Annotated in this window: 24 protein-coding genes and 1 pseudogene; 14 read left to right on the top strand and 11 right to left on the bottom strand. The window is 71.1% G+C overall.

The features are described 5' to 3' along the window. The 6 genes from OG223_RS07785 to OG223_RS07810 are packed head-to-tail and all read left to right on the top strand — an operon-like array spanning position 1 to position 4228. The gene (locus OG223_RS07785) at positions 1-396 is read left to right on the top strand and encodes a (R)-mandelonitrile lyase (RefSeq protein WP_329244287.1); all 396 of its coding nucleotides are present in this window, start codon (positions 1-3) and stop codon (positions 394-396) included. Positions 397-407: 11 nt separating this feature from the next. After that, positions 408-992, top strand: a complete 585-nt coding sequence (locus OG223_RS07790) for a DUF4865 family protein (protein WP_329244290.1) — start codon at positions 408-410, stop codon at positions 990-992. 35 nt (positions 993-1027) lie between these two features. After that, on the top strand, positions 1028-1906 hold the full coding sequence (locus tag OG223_RS07795; protein ID WP_443073694.1) for a phosphotriesterase family protein: 879 nt from the start codon (positions 1028-1030) through the stop codon (positions 1904-1906). A 56-nt stretch (positions 1907-1962) separates the two neighbouring features. After that, on the top strand, positions 1963-2370 hold the full coding sequence (locus OG223_RS07800) for a tautomerase family protein (RefSeq protein WP_329244295.1): 408 nt from the start codon (positions 1963-1965) through the stop codon (positions 2368-2370). A gap of 47 nt (positions 2371-2417) precedes the next feature. Then, the gene (locus tag OG223_RS07805; protein ID WP_329244297.1) at positions 2418-3428 is read left to right on the top strand and encodes a permease; all 1011 of its coding nucleotides are present in this window, start codon (positions 2418-2420) and stop codon (positions 3426-3428) included. Continuing rightward, positions 3425-4228 (top strand): TIGR03943 family putative permease subunit, encoded by an 804-nt coding sequence (locus OG223_RS07810; protein WP_329244299.1) that lies wholly within the window; start codon positions 3425-3427, stop codon positions 4226-4228. Before OG223_RS07805 ends, OG223_RS07810 begins: the two co-directional genes overlap by 4 nt. Positions 4229-4245: 17 nt before the next feature. Here the strand turns inward: OG223_RS07810 and OG223_RS07815 are convergent, their stop codons facing one another. Continuing rightward, on the bottom strand, positions 4246-5715 hold the full coding sequence (locus OG223_RS07815; protein ID WP_329244302.1) for a ketol-acid reductoisomerase: 1470 nt from the start codon (positions 5713-5715) through the stop codon (positions 4246-4248). 88 nt (positions 5716-5803) lie between these two features. On the opposite strand from OG223_RS07815, the gene ilvY reads away from it, so the two are divergent. Then, positions 5804-6655 (top strand): HTH-type transcriptional activator IlvY, encoded by an 852-nt coding sequence (gene ilvY / locus OG223_RS07820; RefSeq protein WP_329244305.1) that lies wholly within the window; start codon positions 5804-5806, stop codon positions 6653-6655. Between the two features lie 110 nt (positions 6656-6765). On the opposite strand, the gene OG223_RS07825 is transcribed toward ilvY, so the two are convergent. The 4 genes from OG223_RS07825 to OG223_RS07840 form a co-directional block, all read right to left on the bottom strand. Beyond that, positions 6766-7947, bottom strand: a complete 1182-nt coding sequence (locus OG223_RS07825; protein WP_019058116.1) for an SPFH domain-containing protein — start codon at positions 7945-7947, stop codon at positions 6766-6768. 11 nt (positions 7948-7958) lie between these two features. Further along, the gene (locus tag OG223_RS07830; RefSeq protein WP_329244310.1) at positions 7959-8210 is read right to left on the bottom strand and encodes a hypothetical protein; all 252 of its coding nucleotides are present in this window, start codon (positions 8208-8210) and stop codon (positions 7959-7961) included. A gap of 107 nt (positions 8211-8317) precedes the next feature. Next, on the bottom strand, positions 8318-9568 hold the full coding sequence (locus tag OG223_RS07835) for an ROK family protein (protein WP_443073695.1): 1251 nt from the start codon (positions 9566-9568) through the stop codon (positions 8318-8320). Positions 9569-9671: 103 nt separating this feature from the next. Next, entirely contained in the window at positions 9672-10313 is a 642-nt protein-coding gene (locus OG223_RS07840) for an alpha-ketoglutarate-dependent dioxygenase AlkB family protein (RefSeq protein WP_329244316.1), read from the bottom strand. A 77-nt stretch (positions 10314-10390) separates the two neighbouring features. Here OG223_RS07840 and OG223_RS07845 point away from each other — a divergent pair, with 77 nt between their 5' ends. Next, positions 10391-11524 (top strand): methyltransferase, encoded by a 1134-nt coding sequence (locus OG223_RS07845; RefSeq protein WP_329244319.1) that lies wholly within the window; start codon positions 10391-10393, stop codon positions 11522-11524. Here the strand turns inward: OG223_RS07845 and OG223_RS07850 are convergent. After that, positions 11514-12383 carry a class II fructose-bisphosphate aldolase gene (locus OG223_RS07850; protein ID WP_329244322.1) on the bottom strand — a complete coding sequence of 290 codons (870 nt, stop codon included), beginning with the start codon at positions 12381-12383 and terminating at the stop codon, positions 11514-11516. The genes OG223_RS07845 and OG223_RS07850 overlap by 11 nt on opposite strands. Positions 12384-12417: 34 nt before the next feature. Next, a complete protein-coding gene (locus tag OG223_RS07855) occupies positions 12418-13299 on the bottom strand; it encodes an SIS domain-containing protein (RefSeq protein ID WP_329244324.1) in 882 nt (293 codons plus the stop codon). Between the two features lie 124 nt (positions 13300-13423). On the opposite strand from OG223_RS07855, the gene OG223_RS07860 reads away from it, so the two are divergent. Together OG223_RS07860 and OG223_RS07865 are read left to right on the top strand one after the other, a co-directional pair. Beyond that, positions 13424-14203 carry a DeoR/GlpR family DNA-binding transcription regulator gene (locus OG223_RS07860; RefSeq protein WP_329244327.1) on the top strand — a complete coding sequence of 260 codons (780 nt, stop codon included), beginning with the start codon at positions 13424-13426 and terminating at the stop codon, positions 14201-14203. A 75-nt stretch (positions 14204-14278) separates the two neighbouring features. Beyond that, positions 14279-14927, top strand: a pseudogene (locus OG223_RS07865) (SWIM zinc finger family protein); the annotation flags it as partial. 28 nt (positions 14928-14955) lie between these two features. On the opposite strand, the gene OG223_RS07870 reads toward OG223_RS07865, so the two are convergent. The 3 genes from OG223_RS07870 to OG223_RS07880 all read right to left on the bottom strand — a co-directional run bounded on the left by OG223_RS07870 (position 14956) and on the right by OG223_RS07880 (position 17427). After that, complete coding sequence (locus OG223_RS07870; protein WP_329244331.1) at positions 14956-15408, bottom strand: phospholipase; 453 nt, start codon at positions 15406-15408, stop codon at positions 14956-14958. A 238-nt stretch (positions 15409-15646) separates the two neighbouring features. Further along, positions 15647-16387 carry a TIGR03943 family putative permease subunit gene (locus OG223_RS07875; RefSeq protein WP_329244333.1) on the bottom strand — a complete coding sequence of 247 codons (741 nt, stop codon included), beginning with the start codon at positions 16385-16387 and terminating at the stop codon, positions 15647-15649. After that, positions 16384-17427, bottom strand: a complete 1044-nt coding sequence (locus OG223_RS07880; RefSeq protein ID WP_329244336.1) for a permease — start codon at positions 17425-17427, stop codon at positions 16384-16386. The genes OG223_RS07875 and OG223_RS07880 overlap by 4 nt, the downstream gene beginning before the upstream one ends. Before the next feature lie 48 nt (positions 17428-17475). Here OG223_RS07880 and OG223_RS07885 point away from each other — a divergent pair, with 48 nt between their 5' ends. Then, positions 17476-18318 carry a PhzF family phenazine biosynthesis protein gene (locus tag OG223_RS07885; RefSeq protein WP_329244339.1) on the top strand — a complete coding sequence of 281 codons (843 nt, stop codon included), beginning with the start codon at positions 17476-17478 and terminating at the stop codon, positions 18316-18318. Here OG223_RS07885 and OG223_RS07890 read toward each other — a convergent pair. Further along, positions 18315-19076 carry a FadR/GntR family transcriptional regulator gene (locus OG223_RS07890; RefSeq protein WP_329244342.1) on the bottom strand — a complete coding sequence of 254 codons (762 nt, stop codon included), beginning with the start codon at positions 19074-19076 and terminating at the stop codon, positions 18315-18317. The genes OG223_RS07885 and OG223_RS07890 overlap by 4 nt on opposite strands. A gap of 242 nt (positions 19077-19318) precedes the next feature. Between OG223_RS07890 and OG223_RS07895 the strand changes: the two genes are divergently transcribed. From OG223_RS07895 to OG223_RS07905, 3 genes are read left to right on the top strand one after another with little or no spacing between them, the layout of a single operon-like run. Continuing rightward, the gene (locus tag OG223_RS07895) at positions 19319-20215 is read left to right on the top strand and encodes a proline iminopeptidase-family hydrolase (RefSeq protein ID WP_329244345.1); all 897 of its coding nucleotides are present in this window, start codon (positions 19319-19321) and stop codon (positions 20213-20215) included. 58 nt (positions 20216-20273) lie between these two features. Beyond that, positions 20274-22004: an ABC transporter substrate-binding protein gene (locus OG223_RS07900; RefSeq protein WP_329244348.1), complete on the top strand. Its 1731-nt coding sequence runs from the start codon at positions 20274-20276 to the stop codon at positions 22002-22004. After that, positions 21992-23029, top strand: a complete 1038-nt coding sequence (locus OG223_RS07905; RefSeq protein WP_329244351.1) for an ABC transporter permease — start codon at positions 21992-21994, stop codon at positions 23027-23029. The genes OG223_RS07900 and OG223_RS07905 overlap by 13 nt, the downstream gene beginning before the upstream one ends. Positions 23030-23033: the final 4 nt, after the last annotated feature.

A 23033-nucleotide genomic window follows, 5' to 3' on the forward strand; every position in this document is an offset into this window, starting at 1 on the left:
GTGCAGATCACCAGGAAGCACCCCGACACCCGGCAGGGTCCGGCCGAGAACTTCACCGGCACGGTGTGGCTCGACGAGCTCGCCGCGCCCGAACCGCCGTCCCGGATACGGGTGTTCAGCGTGCACTTCACGCCGGGCGCGCACACGGCATGGCATACGCACCCGCACGGCCAGGTGCTGCACGTGACCGAGGGCGAGGGTCTGGTGCAGCGCAAGGGTGGTGCCGTCGAGTCGATCCGGGCGGGCGACACCGTGTGGATCGAACCGGACGAGTGGCACTGGCACGGTGCCGCGCCGCGCACGTTCATGACGCACCTCGCGGTCGTCGAGGCCGCCGAGGACGGCACCACCGCCTGCTGGTACGAACACGTCGACCCTGCGAACTACCCGGCCTGAGGGGACACTTGATGCACGCCATGCAGTACGGACTGACCTTGCCCGCCGACTACGACATGGGTGTCATCCGGGGCCGGGTCGCGCGGGTCGGGCATCTGCTCGACGACTGGGACGGACTTGGTTTCAAGGTGTATCTGCTGCGTGAGCGCGGGGTGCACGGTTCGCCGGTCAATCAGTACGCGCCGTTCTATCTGTGGAACACGGTGGAGGGCATGAACCGCTTCCTCTGGGGCGGCGCTTTCCAGCGCCTCGTCGACGACTTCGGGCGACCCGAGGTGGTGCGGTGGACGGGTCTGGCGTACGAGGAGGGCGGCGGCGCCGGTTCCCCCGCCGCTGTCGCCGTCCGCCGGCGCCAACGGATACCGGAGGGTGGGGAGTTGACCGCCATCATGGAGGAGGCGGTGGACGAGACCCGGCGGCTGGCCGGGGAGGACGGTGCGGTGCTCGCGGCGGCGGCCGTCGATCCGCACAGGTGGGAGCTGGTCCACTTCTCGCTCTGGGAGCACGACGCGCCGAAGGCGGAAGGGGACGTCTTCCAGGTGCTGCACGTCTCGGCGCCGGGGCGGGACGCGTTGCCGCGCGGCCGGCAGTGGTGAGGGGAGTCGGCGTCGTCCGTACGGTGCTGGGGGATGTGGACCCCGGTGAGCTGGGGGTGTGCGACGCGCACGACCATCTCTTTCTCCGCAGCCCTCAACTCCCGGGCCAGGAGCTGGAGGACGCCTCGGCCGCGCGGGCCGAGCTGGCCGCGTTCCGGGCCGTAGGTGGGGGCGGTGTCGTGCAGTGGACGCCGTACGGGATGGGGCGGCGGGTCGCCGATCTGCCGCTGCTGTCCCGGTCCACGGGGGTGCATGTGGTCTGCGCGACCGGGTTGCACCAAATGGCGCACTACAGACCGGAGTTGCTGGAGAGTCTGCGGGGCGGCCTGGCCGGGACCTTCGTCTCCGAACTCACCGAAGGCATCGGCCCGTCCGGGGTCCGCGCCGGTCTCATCAAGGTCGCGGGCGGCTTCCACGGCCTCGACGCACACGCCCGCTGGACCATGACCGCCGCGGCCGAGGCCCACCAGGCGACGGGCGCGCCGATCGCCGTCCACCTGGAGCTGGGCACGGGCGCGCTCGACGTACTCGACCTGCTGTGCGGGGAGTTGGGCGTCGAACCGCACCGGGTGATCCTCGGCCACCTCAACCGCTCCCCCGACCTCACGGTCCACCGCCAGGCCGCCGAGGCGGGCGCCTACCTGGCCTTCGACGGTCCGTCCCGCACCCACCACACCACGGACTGGCACATGCCCGAAGCGGTCCGCGCCCTTGCCGACGCCGGCTTCGGCGACCGCCTGCTGCTCGGCGGCGACACGGTGGTCGCCGGCGCGCGCTCGGTGGACGGCGGTCCGGGGATGCCGTATCTGCTGCGGCGGGTGGGGCCACGGCTCGCGGTGGAGCTGGGGGAGGAACTGGTGGGGCGCGTGTTCCGGGAGAACCCGGCGCGGGCGTTCGCCGTGGAGTGGCGGTGAGGGCGGCCGGCGGAGCTGAAGTCGCCTGACGCCAAGAGAGGTTGAGGAGACACCGCATGCCCTTCGTCCGTATCGACGCGCTGTACGCCGACCCCGCGCGGCTCGACGCGCTCGGCCGTGCCGTGCACGACGCTCTGGTGGAGACGATCGGGATTCCGGACGACGACCGCTTCCAGGTCCTGGTCGGTCACGACGGCGCCCGCAGCACGCTCCGGTACGGCGACCATCTCGGTGTGCACCGCGACGAGGGCATCGTGTTCGTCGCGATCACGATGCGCTCCGGACGCCAGCCTGAGCTGAAGCGGGCGCTGTACCGGCGGATCGCCGAACTCGCCCGGGCATACGCGGGCACCGAGCCCCGGAACGTGTTCGTCACCGTGACCGAGAACGAGTCGGTCGACTGGTCGCTCGGTGACGGTCTCGCGCAGTACGCCCCCTCGGCGGAGCCGGTCGCCGAGGGCTGACAGGAGCCCGATATGTTCGACGCGGACATCGAACATGTGGAGCTCGTGTGCAGACGACAGTGGAGCCGCCCAGAGCGGCGGAGGCGGACGTCGTGGCGTCCGGGTGGCCCAGGTCCTGGCCGCTGCTGTTGCTGGGGGCGGCCGTCGTTCCGGGGCTGCTGCTCTTCTCCGTAGGGCGGTGGCTGGACGCGCCGGCCGTGCAGGCGTGGCGGACCGTGTGTCTCGCCATCACCACACAGGCGCTGCCCTTTCTGCTGCTGGGTACGGCGCTGTCGGGGGCGATCAACGCGTTCGTGCCGGCGCGGGTGTTCACGAAGGTCCTGCCCAAGCGGGCCGTGTTCGCCGTCCCGGTCGCCGGGGTCGCGGGGGTCGTGCTGCCGGGCTGTGAGTGCGCGTCGGTGCCGGTCGCGAACAGTCTGATCGGGCGCGGGGTCACCCCGGCCGCCGCGTTCGCGTTCCTGCTGTCCGCACCGGCGATCAACCCTGTCGTCCTCACCGCCACCGCGATCGCGTTTCCCGCCAGCCCCGTCATGGTGCTGGCCCGGCTTCTCGCCTCGCTCGCGACCGCCGTGGTGATGGGCTGGCTGTGGCTCTGGCTGGGGCGTGAGGAGTGGCTGCGACCGGTCGCGCGCCACACCGGGCACGAGCCGGGGCGCAGCCGCTTCACCGAGTTCCGCACCGGCTTCCAGCACGACTTCCTGCACGCGGGCGGGTTCCTCGTCATCGGGGCCATGGCGGCGGCGACCTTCAATGTCGCCGTACCGCGCTCGGTGCTCGACACCTTCGCCGGTTCGCCCTGGCTCTCCGTGCTGTTCCTGGCCGCGCTCGCGATCATCCTCGCGGTCTGCTCCGAGGCCGACGCCTTCGTGGCGTCCTCGCTCACGGGCTTCTCCCCCACCGCCCGGCTCGCTTTCATGGTGGTCGGCCCCATGGTGGACCTGAAGCTGATCGCCCTCCAGGCAGGCACGTTCGGCCGGGCCTTCGCGGCCCGCTTCTCCGCCGCCACGACGGTCGTCGCGGTGCTGTCCAGCGCGCTGATCGGAGCCGTACTGCTGTGAGACGCCCCCTCCAGGTGACTCTGCTCGTCCTCAGCGGCCTGGGCCTGCTGCACGCCTCGCTCTTCACCGACCTGTGCCTGCGCTACGTCAAGCCGAGCATGCGCCCGATGCTCATCGTCTCCGGGTTCCTGCTGATCCTGCTCGGCATCGCGGAGGCGTGGTCACGGTCTCGGCAGCACCCGGACGCGGACGACGACCACATGGGCCCCGGCCACATGGACCGTGGCCACATAGGTCACGACCACACCGAACCCGCCGAAGAGCACGTGGGCGGCCACAACCACTCCAAGGTGCCCCGCGTCGCCTGGCTGCTCTTCCTCCCCGCCCTCAGCCTCCTCTTCTACGCCCCACCCGCCCTCGGCGCCTACACCGCGTCCCGCGCCGCCCCCAAGGCCGTCGCCCAGCAGGACTCCTTCGACCCGCTGCCCGCGACCTCACCGCTGCCGATCACCCTCACCGACTTCACCACCCGCGTACAGCAGGACCGCACGCGGGCGATCAAGGGCCGTACCGTCCGGATGACCGGGTTCGTCACGCCCGACAAGGGCACCACCTACTGGGATCTGACCCGGATCATGATCTCGTGCTGCGCGGCGGACGCCCAGTCCATCAAGGTGCGGGTGTACGGCATCCCGGCCCTGGCCGCCAACACCTGGGTGACGATCACCGGGACCTGGCACGCGAGCGGAACCCTGGGGACGAGTTCCGCCACGGCCGCGCTCGACGGCGTCACCGTCGAGAAGGTCGCCAAGCCGGTGAACGCCTACCAGGACGCCCTGCCGTTCCCCACCTCGCGCTGAGCCGACCGAAAGAACCGTCAGGCCACGGAGATGTCCACGGACGGCCGCAGTTTCGCCGCGGCGGCCAGGGCCTCGTGCATGGGGTGCGTGTCGAAGGCCGTCAACAGGGCCTCGTCCGGCGGGAGTTCGGACGCCGGGTAGGCGATCTGCTCGTAGGCCGCCTGGAAGCGCGGTCCCCAACGGCGGGCGCCCAGGCGGGCCGTGCGCGAGCAGTTGTCGACCATGTAGGCCACGTCCCGTGCGTGCATGTAGGGCAGCAGGGAGTCGACCGCCTCGATGACGGACTCGTTGACGATCTCGGACCAGGGGTGGCCGCGCTCGGCGAACTCGTCGACCTGGGCGGTCATCGTCGCCACGAACACCCCGGCGGTGAACGGCTCGACGGGCAGGGCCCGTTCGGCCCGGCGGGCCCGGACCTCGGCTCCCGCCGCCCACATGGGTGAACCGCCGATCCCGCTCATCTCCCCTGCGCCGAGCCGCCGTTCGGCCAGGACGACGCTGCGCAGCTCGGTGCCGTCGGCGACCTCGTCGTAGATCTCGGCGACGATCTCGCGGGCGGGGCCGTAGGCCGCCGAGTACGCGCGGTCGAAGGTCTCCCGTCCGGCCGGGTCCAACTCCTCGCGGACGGCGCGGAGTCCGGCCTGGGAGATGGTGCGGGCGATGGGTCCGGTGACGTTCTCGCAGGAGCGCTCGTACGCGGTCACCGCGTCGTCGCCGGCCAGCCGGTGGCGCGTGTACAGGCTCTCGACGATGCCGTGGACGGCGCCGAGCAGGATGGCGCGTTCGCCGACGATGTCGGAGCGGTACTCGCTCTCCAGGGTGGTGCGGAAGGTGTACGGCGAGCCGAGCGCGACCGACCAGCCGAGCGCGCGGTCCGTGGCCTTGCCGTCGGGGTCGGCGTGGACGGCGTAACTGCTGTTGATGCCGGCGCCGTTGATCTCCGCGCCCTGTTCGTAGAGGCGGCGCACGGAGTCGCCCATGCCCTTGGGGCAGACGGCGATCACCCCGTGTCCGGGCGGGAACTCCCCGCCGGTCTCCCGGAGATGGCCGAGCAGGAAGCCGTGCGAGAGGCCGATCGTGGCGCCGGGCCTGAGGGCCGCGAAGATCTCCTCGTGGTGGGCGGCGAGGGCCGCGTCCGCGATGAGGAGGATCACCAGGTCGCTGTCGGCGGTGACCACGAGCCAGTCGCCGAGCGTGCCGTCCTCCTCGGTGAAGCCGTGGGCGCGGGCGTCGGCCGCGGACGCCGAGCCGGGGCGCAGGCCGACGCTCACCCGGATGTCCGTACCGGCGAGGGAGTCGCGCAGGTTGCGGGCCTGGGCGCGGCCCTGCGGGCCCCAGCCGATGACGCCGATGCGGCGGACACCGGCGAAGGCCTGCGGGAGCAGCGGGAAGAGGTGCCGGCCGCCGCGCAGGATGGTCTCCGTGCCGCCGGGCACGTCCATCGTTTCGAGGGCGAAGACGGCGGAGGTGTACGTGGTCGAGGTCATGGTGGAGTTGTAGGCTCCGGGCGAGTGTTGCGGCAAGCGCAACCTTCGCAGCGGGCTGTTGCGCAAGGTGAAAGGGCCAGGTCACGTCATGCGGGATGACCATCGGGAACTACGACTCTTCCTGCATCTGGCGCAGACGCTGAACTTCGGGCGGACGAGCCTCGACTGCCATGTCAGTCCGGCGACGCTCACCCGGACCGTGCAGCGGCTGGAAGCCGACCTCGGGCATCGGCTGTTCGACCGTGGCGCGCGCGGGGTGTCGCTCACGGCGGAGGGTCACCGTTTCCGTGAATACGCCGTCCAGGCACTGGAGTTGTGGCGCGCCTACCGCGAGGAGCATCCCGACCCGGCCGAACTCACGGGCAGGCTGGCCCTGTTCGCCACGGTGACCGCCTGCCAGGCGCTGCTGCCCGACCTGTTGGCGCCCTTCCGGGCCGCGCATCCGCAGGTACGGCTCGATCTGCGCACCGGCGACGCGGCGGCCGCGCTGGCCCGCCTCGACGAGGGCGAGGTGGACGTGGCGGTCGCGGGCATCCCGGCGCGGCTGCCGGAGCCGCTGGTGAGCCGGACGGTCGCGGTGACCGAGCTGGTCCTGGTCACCGCGCGCGACCGTCCCGATCCGGGGCTCGACGGCCCGTTCGTCCTCCCGCACCGCGGCCTGGTCCGCGAGGCGGCCGACCGCTGGTTCCGCACCCGGGGCACGACACCGGACGTGGCCTGCGAACCCGACGGCCACGAGGGGCTGTTGACCCTGGTAGCACTGGGCTGCGGCACGGGCGTGGTGCCCCGGCTGGTGCTGGAGTGCAGTGCCGTACGGGAACGGCTGACGGTGATCACGGCGGACCCGCCACCGGAACCGTTCCCGATCGGCCTGTGCGTACGACGGACGGACCTGCGCCGCCCACTGGTGGCGGCCCTGTGGAGCCTCACGGCGCCGTAGGGCGACGGCCTGTGCTGCAGCGCCCCGAAAGGGGCGCGGGGCTGTTTTTGATTTGCCGCTACCGCCGCGCGGGCGCGCCCAGCCACGACGGCGCCGCAGCAAACCAACGCCTAGTCCAGGTCGACCGGCCCGTCGTTCTTCTTCTCGTCCTTCTTCGCCTGCAACTGGAGCAGGTTCTTGACCTCGTCACCGGGACGGCGGCCGTCGGGGTCCGCACCGCTCAGGTTCCCCCGGACCGAGTCCAGGATCGTCAGCCCCTGCGAGACCAGCCCGGCCGCGATCTCCCCGAGCCCGTCCGCCCCGTTGAGCACATTGACATTGGCCCCCGCAAGACCCCCCGCCGCTTCCTTCACGATCTGCGGAAGCTGGTCGATGAGCATCCGGTCCAGCGCGACCCGGTCGTACGACGCCGCCGCCTCGGCCTGGATCTTCATGCGGTCCGCCTCGGCGATGGCGAGCAGCTTGATCCGCTGGGCCTCGGCCTCGGCCGGCTTGACGATCTCGGCGACGAGCTGCTGCTGGCGCAACTCGGCCTGGCGCTGGGCCAGTTCGGTCTGCGCGGCGAGCACCTCCTGCTGGGCGTGGGCCTGCGCGAGCGGTCCGGCCTGCGCGGCCTGCGCCTGGGCGCGGTCCACCTCTGCCGAGTACTCCGCCTTGACCACCGCGGTCTGCCGGGCGTACTCGGCCTGGTTGCGGGCCGCGACCTGCTCCGCCTCGACCGAGGCCTGGGTGGCCTGGGCCTGGGCGATCTGGGCCTGCCGCTGGATGGCCGCCTTGTGCGGCGCGGACATGGCCTCGATGTAGCCGACCTCGCCGTCGTCGATCGACTGGATCTGCAGCGAGTCCACGATCAGACCGATCTTCGCCATCTCGACCTTTGACGTGTCCAGCACCTCGGCAGCGAGCTTCTGCCGCTCCGTGACGATCTCCTCGACCGTCATCGAGCCGATGATGGACCGCAGGTGACCGGCGAAGATGCGGCCGGTCAGCACCGACATCTGGTCCTGGTCGGAGAGGAACCGCTGACCAGCGTTGATGATGCTCTCGGTGTCGTTGCCGACCTTGAACGCGATCACGGCGCGGACGTGCAGTGCGATGCCCTGGCGGGTCACACAGGTCTCGGTGACCTCGGCCTCGCACATCGACAGCGTGAGGAAGCGGGTCTTGCGGAAGACCGGGAGCACGAACTTTCCGTGCCCCGTGACCACTCGGAACGGCGCGCCCCCCAGTCCCCGCCTGCCACCCGAGATCAGCATCGCCTCATCGGGGGCGGGAACGCGGTAACCGAACATTCTGGTACTCCTCACTCAGCGCCGGCGGAATCCCCGCCCAGCGCGTCCAATGGATCCACCCACTCGATGACGTGCACTTCACGCCGTCCACGCGACTCGATGACGAGCACGGTGGCCCCCGTGGGCAGAGGATCGTCCGACCAGGCGAGAAAGGTCTCGGAGCCGCCCCGGACGCTCACCAGGATCTCGCCGGGGCCCGCGCTCCCGCGGGTTCCGATGATCACCTTCCCCGTGCATCCGATCACGGCCTCGTCCTGCGGCATCACCGGCCGCCCTCCATCCTCTGGCCTTAGGTTTCCGACGATAGACCCACTTGTGCCGAGGTCCCAACGGGCTCGTCGATTCCTTCTGCCGGCCGTCGCCGGCCAGGTCAGGAAAGGGCCGCCAGCGGATCGTCGAGCACCGGCTGCCACGCCAACTCGGCGGCGCCCACCAGGCTGTTGTGGTCGAGGGTGCAGGCGAGGATCGGTACGCCCCCGCTCTGCCCCCACAGGCTCCGGTCGGCGACGACCGCGCGCAGCCGCTCGGGGTCGGCGTCGAGGAGGGTGCGGTGGAGTCCGCCGAGGATGATCCGGTCGGGGTTGAGGATGTTCACCAGCCCGGCGAGACCCAGCCCGAGCCGGTCGATGAGGGCTTCGGCGGCCCTCCGGACGGTCGGGTCGTCGTAGTGGTTGCGGATCAGGTCGTTGGACTGCTGGAGCAGGGACACCTCGGGGCCGGGTTCGCGCCCGGCGGCGGTGAGGAGGGCGAGCGGGTCGGCCTCGACGTCCAGGCAGCCGCGGCTGCCGCAGTAGCAGGGGCGCCCCTCGGGGTTGACGGTGAGGTGCCCGACCTCCAGCGCGAGCCCCGAACTCCCCGTGTGCAGACGGCCGTCGAGGACGAGCGCGCCACCCACACCCCGGTGTCCGGTCGCCACGCACAGCAGGTCGCGGGCGCCGCGTCCCGCACCGTGCCGGTGCTCGGCGAGCGCGGCGAGGTTGACGTCGTTGCCCGCGAACGCCGGTCCGGAGATGCCGGCCGCGCGCACGCACTCGGCGAAGATCCGCCGCACCGGCGCACCCGCGGGCCAGGCCAGGTGCAGCGGGTTCAGCGCCAGCCCCTCGGGCTCGGCCACGGCGGACGGCACGGCGAGCCCGGCGCCCACACAGCGCCGGCCCGTCTCGCGCAACAGATCCGCGCCTGCCTCGACGACCGAGCCCAGCACCTTCGCCGGGTCGGCGTCCACGGCCTCGCAGCCGGGCGCGGTCGCCACGATCCGGCCGCCGAGGCCGACCAGCGCGGCGCGGAATCCGTCGGCGTGCACCTGGGCGGCGAGCACGACGGGGCCGTCCTCGGCGAGCGCGAGGCGGTGCGAGGGGCGGCCCTGCGAGCCGGCTGCGGCGCCGGGGCGTGCGTCGACCCTGATCAGGCCGAGCGCCTCCAGCTCGGCGGCGACCGCGCCGGCTGTCGCGCGAGTCACGCCCAGCTCCGCGGTGAGCACGGCTCGGGTGGGGGCGCGGCCCGTGTGCACGAGCTCCAACGCGGGGCCGAGCGCTCCGCGGCCTCGGTCCAGTCGTGCCCTTGAGGTTGTCCCTTCGCCGCTCATGAGGGGGAGTCTCCCATGATCCGTAGAGAGAGCCATGGGGGGTCGTGGTCATAGTGACGGTCGGTGGGGGCTGGGCGCGCCCACGCGGCGGAGCCGCATATCGATACAGCCCCGCGCCCCTTCGGAGCTCGCCCCCAGCTCAGAAGCCACTGACCCTCAGCGTTACGTTGAGTCTCCCGCTCAGCCCCAACTCCCCCGGCCCCGTGCCCTCGTACACCCTCGGCACCCCGTGGTACGCGAGCCGCGACGGCCCGCCGAACACAAACAGGTCGCCGCTTCTCAACTCGACGTCCGTGTACGGCCTGGTACGGGTCTCGGTGTTGCCGAAGCGGAAGACGCAGGTGTCGCCGAGGCTGAGCGAGACGACCGGGGCATCGGACTTCTCGTCGCTGTCGCGGTGCATGCCCATGCGGGCGTCGGCGTCGTAGAAATTGATCAGGGCGATGTCGTACGACGCCGTCGGCGCCCCCAGTGCGTCGGTGACCGCCCGGCGACCGAGCTCGTCGAGCCAGGTCGGGAAGGGTTTCACGGGGGTGCCGTCGCCGTCGGATGCAGTGCGGGAGTAGGCGTACGGGTACCAGTGCCAGCCCAGGCACACCTGCCGGGCGGTCATCGTGCCGCCGCCGGGTGTGTGGACCGTGCGCAGTCCGGCGGGCGGCCGGGCCCACTCCCGGCAGGCCGCCAGGAGGTCGCGCTGGCGGTCCGTGTCGAGCCAGTCCGGCAGGTGCACCGCGCGCGGTGCGACCTCCGTGCGGGCCCTCGGAAACAGCTCGGCGTCCATGGCCCCATCCTGCCCCGACCTGCCATGAGCCGGCACTCGGTTAGCCTTGGCGCACGATGGACGACCATATCGACCGAATGACGACTCCGTGGGGCGAGCGCGCCCTGGCCCGCTTCCCCGAGGACCCGCGCGACCAACTGCGCGCCTGGGACGCCTCCGACGAATACCTTCTGCGGCATCTCGCGGAACAGGACATCCCGCTGTCCGGCACGGTCGTGATCGTGGGCGACCGCTGGGGCGCCCTGGCCACGGCGCTCGCGGAGCACGGCCCGGTGCAGATCACGGACTCGTTCCTCACCCAGGAGGCGACGAAGGCGAACCTCGCGCGCAACGAGGTCGACGCGACTTCCGTACGGCTGCTCACCACCCAGGATCCGCCGCCCGAGCGCGTCGACGTGCTGCTGGTCCGGGTGCCCAAGAGCCTCGCGCTGCTGGAGGACCAGTTGCTGCGGCTGGCGCCCGCGGTGCACGCCGACACGGTCGTCGTGGGCACCGGCATGGTGAAGGAGATCCACACTTCGACGCTGAAGCTGTTCGAGCGGATCCTCGGTCCGACCCGGACCTCGCTGGCCGAGAAGAAGGCCCGGCTGATCCACTGCACGCCACGGTCGTCGGGAGCGCGTGCCGCCAACCCCTGGCCGCACAGCTACGCGCTGCCCGACGGCATCGGTGTGGTGTCGGGCCGGACCGTGGTCAATCACGCGGGTGTGTTCTGCGCGGAACGCCTCGACATCGGCACCCGTTTCCTCCTCCAGCATCTGCCCTCAAGTCGCGGTCTGCGCCAGGTCGTTGACCTCGGGTGCGGCAACGGTGTCGTCGGTACGGCGGTGTCGCTGGCCGATCCGGAGGCCGAAGTCCTGTTCGTGGACGAGTCGTTCCAGGCCGTTGCGTCGGCCGAGGCCACGTACAAGGCCAACGGGGTACCGGGGCATGCCGAGTTCAGGGTCGGGGACGGGCTGGTCGGGGTGCCGGCCGACAGTGTCGACCTGGTGCTCAACAATCCGCCGTTCCACTCCCACCAGGCGACGACCGACGCGACGGCCTGGCGGATGTTCAGCGGGGCCCGGCGCGCGCTGCGGCCGGGCGGTGAGCTGTGGGTGATCGGCAACCGTCATCTCGCCTACCACGTGAAGCTGAAGCGGCTGTTCGGCAACAGCCAATTGGTCGCCAGCGACGCCAAGTTCGTGGTGCTGAAGGCCGTCAAGCGGTAGCCGGACCCCTTCTGTCGAGCACGGCGATGATGCGGGCCACCGCCTCGGCCATCGCCTCCCGGCCCACGCTCAGGTACTTGCGGGAGTCGACCGCCTCGGGATGCTCGGCGAGGAAGGCGCGGATCGCGCCGGTCATCGCGAGGTTGAGGGCCGTGCCCACGTTGACCTTGGTGATGCCGCCGGCGACGGCCGCGATCAGCTCGTCGTCGGGGACTCCTGAGGAGCCGTGCAGGACGAGGGGGACGTCCAGCGTGGCCGTGAGCCGCTTGAGGAGTTCGTGGTCGAGGGTGGCGGTACGGGTCGTCATGGCGTGCGAGCTGCCTATGGCGACCGCGAGCGCGTCCACGCCGGAGTCGGCGACGAACGCGCGGGCCTGGGCGGGGTCGGTGCGGGCGCCGGGTGCGTGGGCGTCCAGGGGCGGCTCGCCGTTCTTGCCGCCGACCTCTCCCAACTCGGCCTCGATCCAGAGTCCTTGGGCATGTGCCCAGTCGGCGGCGGCGCGGGTCGCGGCGAGGTTCTCGGCGTAGGGCAGGCGGGCCGCGTCGTACATGACGGAGCTGAAACCGGCGGCCTGTGCCTGCCGTAGCAGGTCGTCGCTCTGGACGTGGTCGAGGTGCAACGCGACGGGTACGGCGGAGCGTTCGGCGGCGGCGACGGCCGCACGGGCGAGCGGGAGGAGGCGGCCGTAGCGGAACTTGACGGCGTTCTCGCTGACTTGGAGGACCACGGGCGCGTTGGCGGACTCTGCGCCGGCGACGACGGCCTCGACGTGTTCCAGCGTGATGATGTTGAAGGCGGCGACGGCCGAGCGGGCCTCGGCGGCTCGGGTGACAAGTTCGCCGGTGGTGACGAGGGGCACGGTCTTCCCTTTCCTGACCTGGAGTACCGGGGCTTCAGGGGGCGAGGATCACCGAGCGGGTGAGGTGGCGCGGGCGGTCGGGGTCGAGGTCGCGGTGTGCGGCGACGGCTACCGCGAGGCGCTGGGCGCGGACGAGTTCGGCGAGCGGGTCGAGGCCGCCCTCGATCCACAACCCGCCGGTGGCGCCCACCTGTTGTGCGAGTCCCTCGGGCGCCTCGCCGAGCATCCAGGTGGCGGTGCCGTGGGTGGTGATGCTGATCGGGCCGTGGCGGTACTCCATCGCCGGGTAGGCCTCGGTCCAGGACAGTGAGGCCTCGCGCATCTTGAGCCCTGCCTCGTTGGCGAGGCCGACCGTCCAGCCCCGGCCGAGGAAGGTGAACTGTGTGCAGGCGACGAGCTGTTGGGGCAGTTCGGCGGCGAGCGCGGTGCGGGCGTCGGCCACCACGGCGTCGGTGTGCAGGCCCAGGTGGGCGCGGAGCAGGGTGACCGCGGTGGTCGCGAACCGGGTCTGCACGACGGACCGTTCGTCGGCGAAGCCGAGGACCACTGTCTCGTCGGCGGCCGTCATGACGGGGGTGTGCGGATCGGCGGTGATCGCGGTGGTGCGGGTGCGCCCCCTCAACTTCCCCAGGAGCTCCAGCACTTCGGTGGTGGTGCCGGAGCGCGTGAGGGCGAGGACCCGGTCGTACGAGCGGCCGTACGGGAACTCGGAGGCGGCGAAGGCGTCGGTCTCGCCCTGGCCCGATCCCTCGCGCAGGACGGCGATCGCCTGGGCCATGAAGTACGAGGTGCCGCAGCCGACGATCGCGACCCGCTCCCCCGGCTCCGGCAGCGCGTCCCGGTGCTCCGGCGCCTGTGCCGCGGCGCGTATCCAGCACTCGGGCTGACTGTTCAGCTCGTCCTCGACATAGGTCATGCCGTACCCCTCCCCAGCGATGCTTGTTCTTGCAAGATATAGCGAGCTTTCGAGCACAATCAAGCAATCGAGCGGGGGTGGTGTGCGTTAGGGTCGCCGGAGAAGCGAGGAACGGAGAGTGCGGATGTCGCGCGACGCCCGCTGGAAGGCACTGCTGGAGCTGCTCGTCGAGCGCGGCCGGCTCGACGTCGAGGAGGCCGCGACCGACCTCGCGGTGTCGGCCGCCACGATCCGCCGCGACTTCGACCAACTCGCCGAGCAGCAGATGCTGGTGCGCACCCGGGGCGGGGCCGTGGTGCACGGGGTGTCGTACGAACTGCCGTTGCGCTACAAGACCGCCCGGCACGCCTCCGAGAAGCAGCGCATCGCCAAGGCGGTGGCCGAACTCGTCGCGCCCGGCGAGGCGGTGGGCCTGACCGGCGGCACGACGACCACGGAGGTGGCCCGCGCCCTGGCCGTGCGCGGCGATCTCACGACCGGAACGCCCGCGCTGACCATCGTGACCAACGCACTCAACATCGCCAACGAGCTTGCCGTACGGCCGCAGTTCAAGATCGTGCTGACCGGCGGAGTGGCACGCCCGCAGTCGTACGAACTCGTCGGGCCGCTCGCGGACGGGGTGCTCTCGCAGATCACCGTCGATGTGGCGGTGCTCGGTGTGGTCGCCTTCGACGTGACGCACGGTGCGGCGGCGCACGACGAGGCCGAGGCCGCGATCAACCGGCTGCTGTGCGAGCGTGCCGAACGCGTGGTCGTCGCGGCCGACTCCAGCAAGCTCGGCCAGCGGGCGTTCGCCCGGATCTGCTCGGCCGAGTCGGTGGACACGCTGGTGACGGACACGGCGGTGGGGGCGGAGATGGTGCGGCGGTTCGAGGAGGCGGGGCTCAGGGTCGTCACGGTGTGACGTCCGTGCCGTTCGCCCTCGTCCACGTTTCCGGGTCCGACGGCTGCTGTCAGTGCCCGGCCATAGCGTGTCCGCGTGACCTCATCCTTACAGTCCTACACCTATCCGCACCCGTCGGCCGTGCGCGCGTCCGCGGGCGGGCGCACCCTCGCGCTGGAGACCTCCGGCGGGGCCACACCGGCCGGCGCGGCGGCCCATCCGCACTTCTTCAGCGGCTTCCTTACCGCGCCGACCGCCGCGGCGGCGGCACTGCTGGCGGTCGCCGACGTGGCGGCCACCCGCTACCACCGGCCGACCGCGCCCGCCTCGTTGGACCCGGTGGTGACGGCCGACGGCGACCGGCTGCGGATGAAGTTCCTTCTCCAGCTGCTGCGGTGTCTACGCCCGCCTCGACGTGCTCGCACCCGGACTCGACGGTGACGACGTCGGCCACGGCACCACGAACGTCGACATCAACCTCCCGCTCCGCCGGGCGCTCGCCGCACTCGGCGGGCTGGATCCACTGCAACTGACCGTCGGGCCCGCGGAGTTGGAGGTCAGGACCTTCGACGGCCGGTTCACGGAGAAGCGGATCCCCCTACCGGAACGGTGGCTGCGCTGTTTCGCCGAGGCCCAGGTGCTCGCGGCCGGCTTCACCCCGCGCGCCGAGGTGCCGGCGGCGGAGGCAGCGGCGGTCCTGCACTGCTGCGGCAACACGAGTTGCGGGATGCCGAAGCCGGCATCCCGCTTCCCGAGCCCTGATTGACGGTCCGTCAGCCGAAGACCTTGACGGCCTGGTAGTACGTCCACGCCGTGCTGGTGCAGGCGGTCGCGGTGGCGCCGCTGTAGCTGTTGCAGACGCGCTTGAGGTCCTCGTAGAAGGCACTGTCGAGCCGCGACTTGTTGGCGTCGAAGGCGCCGGCGGCCTTGTAGTTGCGGTAGCCGAAGTCGTGGCGGGCGCAGGAGGTGGCGAAGGGGAAACCGAAGGGGTTGTCGGGCGAGTCGGAGCAGTAGTCGCTGGACCAGTCGAACGCGTAGGCGGACCAGGCGGTTTGGTTGGCGCGCGCCGCGGCCCAGAGGCCGTAGCTCGACGCGCTGGTCTGGGTCCAGCTCGAAAGGACCTGGGGTTTGTCTGCGGGTACGGCGGTGGCGGCTGTCGCGGTGGCGACGACGGCGACCAGGGCCAGAGACGAGGCGGCGAGACCGGTGGCGAGTCTGCGGTGCATCCAACACCTCCATGAGACCGCGATCCGCCCGTCGGATCGCAGGTTCATGACAAGATGATTTACGCGTTGACCCCCTCTTCACACCGCATGTGCCCCAATGACCCGTTAACTCTCGGGCATGGCAGGCGATCGGGACATGAACCCGACGGGACGAACCAGCGGAAAGACCAGCAGAGGGGGCGGCAGAGGGAGCGCGCAACTCGCGCAACTCCCCTGCTGCCGACCGAAGTTCATGTCCTCAGGACGGGGTCAGGGGCAGGTCGTCCGTGAAGGCGTTGACGGGCTGGGCGATGTGCCGGGTGGCGTGGACGTCGAGGGCCGCCGCCGCGGTTCCGGTGCCGAGTGCGCCCTGTGTGTGCCAGGTTCCGGTGACGGCCAGCCAGGTGTTGGCGGGCGGGGCCGGGGTGCCGTACATGTGGACCTTGACCGTCTGGGCGTCCGCCGCGCAGCAGGTGAAGATGATGCGGGTCAGGTCCCAACTGCCGCCCCTGACCGGCGTGGCGAACCCGGTCATCTCGACGCTGCGGCCCTTGATGGCCAGCTCCTTGTCCTGCTGGACCCGGGTGGTGAAGTCCGTGAGGGTCATCGGCAGGGGTGAGGTCGCGGCCAGCGCGGCGAACCGCTTCTGTTGTTTCACGGTCTCGCTGCCGGCGTGGGAGGCCGTGTAGGCGCCGAGGGCGGGTGGGGCGTAGAAGAGGAGGCTGAGCGCGGGGAGGAAGAGCAGCCAGGCGATGCGGGGTGCGGTGGAGTGGTCATGGCCGTGGTCGTGGCCGTGGTCGTGTTCCTCCTCGGCGGCGGAGTGGGTGCGGTCGAGCGCCGCGTGGGCCAGGCCCAGCAGCAGGAGGAGTACGCCGGAGACGATCAGGAGCGGGCGCAGGCCTTCCTTGACGTAGCGCAGGCAGAGGTCGGTGAAGAGGGCCGTGTGCAGGAGGCCCAGGCCGGTCAGGATCAGGAGGAGGATCTGTGCGGTGCGCTTCACAGCAGGGCGCCTCCGATCAGGACACTGGCGGCCACGGCCACGACGGTGGTCGCGGTGGAGAAGCGCACCGCGAACGCCCGGCCGAAGGTGCCGGCCTGAAGGGCGATCAGCTTGAGGTCCACCATGGGGCCGACCACCATGAAGGCCAGCCGGGCCGTGGGTGAGAAGCCGGTGAGCGATGCGGCCACGAACGCGTCGGCCTCGGAGCAGACCGCGAGCACGACGGCGAGCCCGGCCAGGAAGAGCACGGACAGCCAGGGCGAGCCGGAGAAGGTGTCGAGCACGGAGCGCGGCACGGTCACGTTGAAAGTGGCCGCGGCCATCGCGCCAAGGACGAGGAAGCCGCCGGCGTGCAGGAAGTCGTGCTGGAAGCCGAGCCGGAACTCCGTGAGGCGGCTGTGGCCGGACCGGTGTCCGGTGTGCCGGACGACCGGGCGCAGCCATTCCTCGCGGCCGAAGAACAGCCACAGCCAGCCCATCACGGCCGCCGTGGCGAGCGAGGCGAGCAGCCGGGCCAGCACCATGGCGGGACTGCCCGGGAAGGCGACGGCGGTGGCGGTCAGCACGATCGGGTTGATCGCGGGCGCCGAGAGCAGGAACGCGAAGGCGGCGGCCGGGGTGACGCCCCGGCGGATCAGGCTGTTCGCGACGGGCACCGACGCGCATTCGCAGCCCGGCAGGACCACGCCCGCGATGCCCGCGACGGGTACGGCGAGCGCGGCGCGCTTGGGCAGCACCTTGGTGAACAGGTCCGCCGGGACGAAGGCGTTGATGGCCCCGGACAGGGCGGTGCCCAGGAGGAGGAAGGGCAGCGCCTGCACGGTGATGGCCAGGCAGACGGTGCGCCACGCCGCCACGGCGGGGCCGTTCAGCCATGGCGCGCCCGACAGCGCGAGCACGGCCGCCGCCAGGCCGAGCGCGAGGGCGAACACCGTCGTGGGCGGGGGTCTGCGAAGAGCGCGGCGCCGTCGCTCGGGTGGATGGACGGCGGCCGGAATCGCCGCCTCCGTCACATCAAGCAGCTCATCCGTTTTTGGCATATTTGCTCCGAATGTCTGATGTTGCGACGAACATAGTACGGTTCTCGTGTGATCAGCCGACTGTCCGTCAGCATCGTCCGCGCGTGTCTGCGCGGGGGCACCGGCGGGAGTCCCACCGCGGTGCTGGACGAGGTGCCGTTGAGCGACGACGAGCGCCGTCGGGTGCCGGTCCTCGCGGGGACCTCGCACGCCGTGTTCGTGTCGGTGCGCGGGTCCGAGGTGTCGCTCCGCTTCTTCACCGCCGGGGGCGAACTGCCCGCGTGCGGCCATGGCACGGTCGCCGCTCTGGCCTTCCTCGCGGCGCGCGCCGGAGGCTCGGAGTACCGGGCCACCCTGCGTGCCGCCGGGCGTTCGTTCGCGGGCCGGGCCGTACGGGAGGGGGCGCGGTTCCGTGCCGTCTTCGAGCCGGGTCCCGTCGAGTTGCGCGAACCGACAGCCGACGAGTGCGCGCTCGTCCTGCCCACGCTGGGCGTCACCCCGGGCGCGCTCGCGCCAGGTGCCCGCGTGGCCTCGGTCGGGCGGGCGCGACTGCTCGTACCGGTCGCCTCGCGCTCCGAACTCGCCGCGCTCGCCCCGGACTTCGGGGGTCTGCGCGCGGCCTGCGACCGGTTCGGACTCCTCGGCTGCTACGTCTACTCGGTGCCGACGCCCGCCGGCCGGATCGCGGCGCGGATGTTCGCGCCGTCGATCGGCGTCCCGGAGGACATCGCGAACGCCAACAGCACGGCGTGTCTCGCCGCGGACCTGGCGGGCCGGGGCGTCACCGAGATCGCCGTCGACATGGGCGACTCCCTGGGCAGCCCGGCCACGATCACGGCGAGCGCGCGGCCCGTGGTGCGGGTGGGCGGTGTCGCTGAAGTCCCCGGTGGCGTACGGGAGTTGACCGGCTAGCGGGCCCGGACCCGTTCCAGTACGTCACGGATCAGGTCGGCGCTGATCGTGAAGTGGCCCCGGGCGATCTCCTCGGCGCGCTCGGGTTCTCCCCCGGCGATGGCCTCGTACAGGGCCTTGTGGTCCTCGCCGCCCCGGTGGAAGTGGGTCTGTTCGCCCTTGCCCCAGGGTTCGACCGGGAAGCCGAGGCTGATGCGGGCCAGCAGGTCCTGGCTGAGCATGACGATCTGGGGGTTGCCTGTGGCGGCGCGGACGGCCTGGTGGAAGGCGCTGTCGGCGGTGTGCGCGTCGCGCTGGGTGCTCGCGGAGAGGTAGGCGGTCAGGGCGTCCCGCATGGGTTCGAGGTCCTTGGCGCCACGGCGTCGGGCGGCCGTGGCGGCGACCATGCCCTCGACCAGGCCCCGCAGGTCGAAGAGTTGCTCGAACTCCTCCCAGCGGGGCAGCAGCGTGTGCCGGACCGCGGCCGCCGTCGACTCGGTCCAACTGTCGCGGACGTAGGTCCCGCCGTTGCGGCCGCGCCGGATCTCGACCACGCCGACGGCCTGGAGGCGGGCGACCGCCTCGCGCACGGTGGGGCGGCTGACGTGCAGCAGCCCGGTGAGTTCGCGCTCGGCCGGCAGCCGTTCGCCGGGCAGGAAGTCGCCGACGGCGATCGCGGTGAGCAGCCGGTCGGACACCTCGTCGACCGCCGAGGCGACCCGCACCGGGCGCAGCGCGGAGGACGGGGAGCCGCCGCCGAGGAGGACGCGGTCGAGCACGCGGGAGAACTCGTCGCCCGCTTCGGATGCCTCAGGTACGGATGTCAGTTGTCCTCCCCCTTCAATGCCGCCGCTGTAAACGCGGACGGGCCGTGTGAACTCGCCGTTACGTCTTGCCCAGCCCCGACTAAAAGGTCTTGTGCGCTGACCTTTTACCCAATCACTATCGCAGCCATCCGTCACATCCTTTTCCGTTTCAGCCAGCGGCCGGCTCGCGTCCGGCCCCACTGGGAGGCCCTCGCGTGGCGATTCCCGAACCACTGCACACCGGCACCGTCGACTTCGACGGCCGTTCCACCTGGTACCGGATCACCGGCGAACCCGGCAGGACCCCCCTGGTCGTCCTGCACGGCGGACCCGGCGCCGGTCACAACTACACCCTCAGCATCGCGGGCATCGCCGAGCAGGGACGCCAGGTGGTGCACTACGACCAGCTCGGCACCGGACTGTCCACCCACCTGCCCGACGAGGGCGCCGACTTCTGGACCGTCCAGCTCTTCCTCGACGAACTCGACAATCTGCTCAAGGAGTTGGGCATCGCCGATGCCTATCACCTCCTCGGGCAGTCCTGGGGCGGCATGCTCGCCGCCGAGCACGCGGTACGCCGGCCGGCCGGGCTGCGCGGACTGGTCATCGCCAACTCCCCCGCGTCCATGGAGCTGTGGCTCGCGGCGGCGGCCGAACTGCGCGGCCAACTGCCTCCCGAGGTCCAGCGGACCCTGCTCGCCCACGAGGCGGCCGGGACCACCGACCACCCCGACTACCTCGCCGCCGAGCAGGTCTTCAACGAGCGCCACGTGTGCCGGCTGAACCCCAACCCGCCCGAGGTGCAGGCGACTTGGGAGAACATCGCGGCCGATCCGACCGTGTACCACACGATGAACGGGCCCAACGAGTTCCATGTCGTCGGCACGCTCAAGGACTGGTCCGTGATCGACCGGCTGCATCTGGTCGAGGCACCGACCCTGCTGGTGTCCGGGCGGTACGACGAGGCGACTCCCGAGACGCTGCGCCCGTTCGCCGACCACATCCCCGACGTGCGCTGGCACATGTTCGAGCGGTCCAGCCACATGCCGCACGTCGAGGAGGAAGAGCTCTACCTCCGGGTCGTGGGCACCTTCCTCGACTCCACCGACTGATCCTCCGGCCCATCCCCCGGCCGACCCAACAGCCGTTCCCCCGACGGGAGTTCCCTGGATGTCCCGCAGCACGAGACGGAGCGCGTTCGCCGCCGCCACCGTCGCCCTCGCCCTCGCCCTCACCACCGCCGCCTGTTCGTCCTCCGACGACAGTTCCTCCGCCGACGCGACGACGTCCTCGTCGGCGGCCGGCTCCACGGCCTTTCTGCCGCAGCACAAAGGCGGCACCCTGAAGCTGGTCGCCCACGCGGCCGCCGGCAGCTTCGATCCGCAGGTCAACTACACGCTCCAGTACTGGCAGTTGTACCAGTCGATGTACGACGGGCTGCTGTCGTTCAAGAAGGTCGGCGGCCAGTCGTCGTTCACGGTCGTCCCGGACCTGGCCGCGGCGATGCCGAAGGTCACCAACGGCGGGAAGACGTACACGTTCACGCTCCGCAAGGGCATCACCTTCTCCAACGGCAAGGCGCTGACCACCGACGACGTGGTGGCGTCCTTCCAGCGCATCTTCAAGGTCTCCAGCCCCACCGCGGGCACCTTCTACAACGGCATCATCGGCGCCACCGCCTGCCTCAAGACACCCGCGTCCTGCACCCTCAAGGGCGGTGTGACCGGCGACGCGAAGGCGAACACGGTCACCGTCAACCTCACCGCGCCGGACTCGGAGTTCCCGTACAAACTGGCCGTCCCGCACGCCAGCATCGTGCCCAAGGACTCGCCGACGAAGGACGCGGGCACGAAGCCGCTGCCGACGACCGGCCCGTACATGGCGGCCTCCTACGACCCGAACCGTGAGCTGAAGCTGGTGCGCAACCCGCACTTCAAGGAGTGGTCGCGGGAGGCCGAGCCGCAGGGCTACCCGGACCAGATCGACTACACCTTCGGGCAGACCGTCGAGTCCGAGGTCACCGCCGTCGAGAACGGCCAGGCGGACTGGATGTACGACCCGCCGCCCGCCGACCGCCTCAACGAGATCGGCACCAAGTACACGTCCCAGGCGCACGTGAACCCGCTGACCGCCTTCTGGTACGCGACGCTGAACGTCAACACGGCCCCGTTCAACAACAAGTTGGCACGCCAGGCGATCAACTACGCGGTCGACCGGTCCGCCGTGGTGCGGCTGTACGGCGGCACCAACCTCGCCGCCCCCGCGTGCACGATCCTGCCGCCGGGCTTCCCCGGGCACGTCGACTCGTGCGACTACACCAAGGGCGGCGGCACGACCTGGAAGGCCGCCGACCTGGCCAAGGCCAAGGCGCTGGTGAAGCAGTCCGGTACGGCCGGGCAGGAGGTCGGCATCGTCGTGCAGGACGACGACGTCAACAAGTCGATCGGGCAGTACCTGCAGAGCCTGCTCACCCAGCTCGGCTACAAGGCGACGCTCAAGCCGCTGTCGGCGAACATCCAGTTCACCTACATCCAGAACACCAAGAACAAGGTCCAACTCGCCCTGACCTCTTGGTACCAGGACTATCCGGCGGCCTCGGACTTCCTCAACGTGCTGTTCTCCTGCGCCGCCTTCCACCCGGGAAGCGACTCCAGCATCAACATCTCGGGCTTCTGCGACAAGGGCGTCGACGCGAAGATGCAGACCGCGCTGAAGACCGCGCAGACCGACCCGACGGCGGCGAACAAGCAGTGGGGCGCGATCGACCAGACGATCATGCAACAGTCCCCGGTCGTCCCGCTGATCAACCCGAAGATCATCGACTTCACGTCGAAGCGGCTGGGCAACTACAGCTTCAGCAAGCAGTTCTACATGCTCGTCGGCCAGACATGGGTCAAGTGAGCACCGCCGCACCCGAGTTGGCCACCGCGGAGGCCCGGCGCTCGCCGGGCCCCTGGCGGACGGCCGGCGCCGACCTGCTGCGCAACAGGTCGGCGCTGGCCGCGGCCGTCGTCCTCTTCCTCGTCGTGCTGGCGGCCCTGTGCGCGCCGCTGTACGCGCACCACATCGCCCACACCGACCCTTTCCAGTCCCATGTCTCCGGCACCACGGTCGTAGACGGGAAGACCGTGCCGGTGCTCACCCCGAGCAGCACCGGCCTCGGCCTCGGCGTCACCCCGATCGGCCCGACCTGGGACCCCGCCCACTACTTCCTCGGCGCCGACAACCAGGGGCGCGACGTCATGGCCCGGCTGCTCTACGGCGGCCGGACGAGCCTGTTCATCGGGTTCACCGCCGCCCTGCTCACCTGCGCTCTCGGTACGGTCGTCGGAGTCGTCGCCGGGTACGCGGGCGGTGTCGTGGACGCGGTCATCTCCCGTGTCCTGGACGTCATTTGGGCGTTCCCGGTGTACCTGCTGGCGATCTGCCTCTCGGTCGTCCTGCTCACCGACGGGCTGCACCTCGGCCCGCTCACCGTCGAGGCGGGGAGTCTCTGGCTGCCCGTCGCGATCATCGCGGCGATCTATGTGCCGTACATCGCGAGGCCGTTGCGCGGTCAGGTGCTGGTGCTGCGGAACAAGGAGTACATCCAGGCGGCCGTGGGCTCGGGGGCGCCGACCGCGCGCATCCTGCGCCGCGAGGTGCTGCCGAACGTGCTGCCGACGGCGATCGTGTTCGTCCCGCTGATGACCGCGCTCGCGATGCTCACCGAGTCGGCGCTGTCCTTCCTGTCCGTCGGTGTCCAGCCGCCGGACGCCAGTTGGGGCACGATCATCGAGGACGGACTCGGGCTGCTCTACACCCGGCCCGCCGTGACGATCGCGCCCGGCCTGCTGATCGCGCTGACCACGGCGGCGCTCAACGTCCTCGGCGACGGGGTCCGCGACGCGCTCGACCCGGGCGCGCGGCTGCGCGGAGGGGTGTGAGAGC

The sequence above is a fragment of the Streptomyces sp. NBC_01478 genome (assembly GCF_036227225.1).
In the GTDB taxonomy this organism is placed as follows: domain Bacteria; phylum Actinomycetota; class Actinomycetes; order Streptomycetales; family Streptomycetaceae; genus Streptomyces.